This is a genomic window from Euzebyales bacterium, from assembly GCA_036374135.1.
GTDB lineage: Bacteria > Actinomycetota > Nitriliruptoria > Euzebyales > JAHELV01 > JAHELV01.
This window is the reverse complement of the sequence record DASUUK010000038.1, coordinates 1-3,876: the sequence shown is the minus strand read 5'-3', so window position 1 is coordinate 3,876 and position 3,876 is coordinate 1. Positions and strand designations below refer to the sequence as shown.

The 3,876-nt window shown below is 70.4% G+C and carries 3 protein-coding genes; 2 read left to right on the top strand and 1 reads right to left on the bottom strand.

Going from position 1 to position 3,876, the window contains the following annotated elements:
* A partial coding sequence (locus VFZ70_06410) for a low temperature requirement protein A (protein ID HEX6255427.1) occupies positions 1-1,116 on the top strand: 1,116 nt, incomplete at its 5' end.
* Positions 1,117-1,592: 476 nt separating this feature from the next.
* On the opposite strand, the gene VFZ70_06405 is transcribed toward VFZ70_06410, so the two are convergent.
* The gene (locus tag VFZ70_06405) at positions 1,593-2,291 is read right to left on the bottom strand and encodes a hypothetical protein (GenBank protein ID HEX6255426.1); all 699 of its coding nucleotides are present in this window, start codon (positions 2,289-2,291) and stop codon (positions 1,593-1,595) included.
* Between the two features lie 354 nt (positions 2,292-2,645).
* Between VFZ70_06405 and VFZ70_06400 the strand changes: the two genes are divergently transcribed.
* Entirely contained in the window at positions 2,646-3,749 is a 1,104-nt protein-coding gene (locus VFZ70_06400) for an NAD(P)-binding domain-containing protein (GenBank protein ID HEX6255425.1), read from the top strand.
* Positions 3,750-3,876: the final 127 nt, after the last annotated feature.

The window sequence follows — 3,876 nt, the reverse complement described above, 5'->3', positions numbered from 1 at the left end:
TTCTTCGACCTGGTCTTCGTGGTCGTCATCGCGCAGCTCGCCCATCGTCTCGCCGAGCATCCCTCGTGGTCCGGCGTCGGCTGGTTCGCCTTTCTCTTCTACGCGGTGTGGTCGTCGTGGATCAACGGGACGCTGTATCACGATCTCCATGCCACCGACGACGTGAGCGTGCGCATCTTCACGTTCGCCCAGATGCTCGCCGTGGCGGTCATGGCCGTGTTCGTGGGCGATGTGCCGGGTGAGGGCGCATCGGGGTTCGCGCTCGCGTATGCGGCGAACAGCCTCGTGCTGGTGATCCTGTGGTTCCGGACCGGGCTCCACGATCCGTCCCACCGACCGGCGTCGGTTCCCTACTCGATCGCCTACCTGGTCTCTGCTGCGATGTTCGTCGCGAGCGTCGGGGTCGACGCACCCGAACGCTACTCACTCTGGGCGCTGGCATTGGTGGTTGAGGTGGCGGGCCTCGTCACGGCGTTTCTCCGATGGACGCCGCCTGCCAGCCAGGGCGGAGACGCCGTGATCGCGACCACCCCATCGCTGATCGAGCGGCTAGGCCTGTTCGTCATCATCGTCCTCGGAGAGGTGATCGTCGGGGCCGTGAACGGCATGGCTGAGATCGAGCCGCTCCACGCGGATGGGATCGTCATCGGGCTGCTGGGCGTGGTGGTGGCCATCGGCCTGTGGTGGCTGTACTTCGATCTGGTGTCGCATCGCGCTCCGAATTCGCGCCGGACGCAGCTGTGGCTCTACCTCCACCTCCCGTTGGTGATGTCCATGGCCGCGGGCGGAGCGGGCGTCCTCAACACGGTCGAGCACGCAACCGAGCCTCTGCCCGACTCCGTGCGCTGGTTGCTGGTCGGCTCGCTTGCGACGGCGATGCTGTCGATCGTGCTCCTCGCTCGCACGCTCCAGGCGCGGCGCAGGTTTCCGGCGCTCTATCGGGTGGCGGAGACGTCGCTGCTGGCAAGCGTAGTCATCGCGCTGGCCGTCGGTATGACCGATTGGGGTGCCACTGCCAGCCTGACCTCGATGGTCGTGCTCCTGCTCGCTCCGGTGGTGGCGAGCATGGTCGTCTGGCTGACGTACGCCGACCCACCCACCATCGGCGATCCATGACCGCCGGCTGACGCGTCGACCCCGTGCAGATGAAGCGCGAGCGATCACCCACGTCGTCGGGCCTGATCGCCCTCCGCTGGTCCAGCTCGCCGGCCACCGCCGGACGCAGCGAGGCCACACCCCTGGTCGCGCCACCGACGTCACCTCCGACGTCGTGGTGGGGCGATCAGCGGGGCGAGCAATGAGCGGGGCGTCAACCGAGCGGCCGGCTGGACAGCGCCCGCGCGTCGCTCGGGTTGTCGGCAGCGTGCCGGCCCGACCGAACGCCGTCGCCCGGGCCGGCACGGACGCGGCAGCCGGGCTGACAGCTTCGACGCCACCCCCGGAAACGGCGGTTCCGACGGGACGGCCGGATCGGCACGGACAGGCTGCGGATGCGCCAACAGGCACGGTCCCAACGGCGACGTGCGCCGCGAACGTGAGTGGACCGACGCGCTGACCCCCCTGGTGCGACCGGCAGCGCGGGATGGTGACGTTCACCGGTCAGTGCCTGACGCACCGTGCGACCGTCCTGCGCCGCAGCGGCGCGTGGACCCGATCTCCTCGCAAGCCTCGATCAGCGAGCAGTACACGGCTCCGGCCACCGGTGGGGACAGCACGCCGCCGGTCACCGCCGCCATCGCCTCGTCGAGGTCGGCGAGTCCCCGTGCGGCGTGTCCGTCCTCGATCGCCGCCCGCCCCGCCACGGTGAGCCCCAGCGCGACGAGGTCGTCGTCGCGAGCCCGCTGGCCGACCTCGACGACCCCGTGGGCCGCGGCGCGCGCGGATCCGTGGTCACCGTCGACGAGCTCCAGGCGGTACGCCTCGACACACTGCAGGTAGCCGTGCTCGGTGGCGTCCGCAGGGAGCGCGTCCAGCAGCGGACCGCACCGTGCGCGCCAGCCACCGACCTGCGCGACGTCGCCACGACCCAGCAGGATGAAGATGATCCAGAACGCGCAACGGAGAGCCGCCCGCACCGCGTCGGTCGCGCGGTGCGCCTCGAAGGCGCGGATCAGCGCATCGACCGCCGTGTCGACCCGCCCGAGCAGGAAGGCCGCGGTTGCCAGTCGCTGCAGATCATCGGCGTGCAACGGTGCCAGTGCGTCAGCCGCGGCGAAGGCATCGAACGCCTCGTCCCAGGCCAGCCGCTCCACCGCCGCCCGTCCCCGGGCTGCGGACTGGACCTCCATCATCGGTGGATCCGCCCCAGTGCATCCAACGCAGCCACCGCGCTCCCATCCTCCACGCCCGGTCCCAGCCGGTCGACCCGTGCGGCCCGTGGGTCACCCTGCCCAGTGGCGTCGCCACCGTCAAGGCGGGAAGGCGCGGGCCGTGGGACCCCGCCGGCGGGACGCATGCTCGTACCGCATGGGTGATCTCACCCATCACCTACGTCGTCGAAGGATCCGCAGTGCTCCCGATGGCAGGCACCCGCAGCGTTCGTACCGTGTGTCACGATGAGGGCCGCATGCCCACCGGTGGAGACCATCAGGATCCACCCGACGGTCACCCCGCGGCCGATGATCCCGGCTCCGAAAGGTGCTGTCGTGACAGGTGCAGGCGAGCAGGTCGACACCGTGGTGATCGGTGGGAGCCAGTCGGGTCTGGCGGTCGGCTACCACCTGGCGCAGCAGGATCGCGACTTCGTCATCCTCGACGCTTACCATCGGGTGGGCGACGCATGGCGCAGACGGTGGGACTCGCTGCGGCTCTTCACGACGGCGCGCTATGACGGCCTGCCGGGCATGGCGTTCCCGGCGGCGCGTCATGTGTATCCGACCAAGGATCAGGTCGCCGACTACCTCGAGACGTACGCGGAGCGCTTCCACCTGCCGGTCGAGACGGGCGTCAGGGTCGACCGCCTCTCCCGGCGTGGGGAGTCGTTCGAGGTCAGCGCCGGCGACCGCACCTACACCGCGGCCGATGTGGTGGTGGCCACGGGCACCTACCACACACCGCGCATTCCGGACTTCGCCGAGCAGCTCGATCCGGCCATCGTCCAGCTCCACTCCAGCGCGTACCGCAACCCGTCGCAGCTCGCCAACGGTGGCGTCCTGGTCGTGGGTGCCGCCAACTCCGGCGCCGAGATCGCGGTGGAGGTATCGAAGACGCACCCGACCTGGCTGTCGGGACGCGATCCCGGTCAGGAGCCGACGCGCGCCGGGAGCGTGCCCGACAGGGTGCTCATGCCGTTCATCTGGTTCCTGGCCTCGCGTGTGCTCACGGTCGGCTCACCCATCGGGCGGAAGGTGCGCGACGAGTTCCTGGACCCTCCCCGCGGCATCCCGCGCGGGCGGGTCGGCCGCAGGGACATCGCTGCCGCCGGGATCGAGTGGGTCCCGAGGACGGCCGGCGTGCGCGACGGCTCGCCGACACTCGACGACGGAACGATCCTGCAGGTCGCCAACGTCGTGTGGTGCACCGGGTTCGTGATGGATCTCTCCTGGATCGACCTGCCCGTGACCGGTGCCTACGGTTTCCCGGTCCAGGATCGGGGTGTGGTGCCCTCCCAGCCCGGCCTGTACTTCATCGGCATGCCGTTCCAGCGCGCACTGAGCTCGGCGCTGCTGGGCGGCGTGGGACGCGACGCCGCGGACATCGCCGGGCACATCGCCTCGGGAGCCGCGGACCACACGATGGCCGCGATCTGACCCTGACGGCCCGAGGAGGACCACGGGCTGGACCGGTCAGGCCCGCTGCGTCCGCAGGTGCAGAAACAGTGGGATGCGTTGCCACCGGCGCTGCCGTGGTCTGCGGATGGCCTCGTCCGGCATCGCG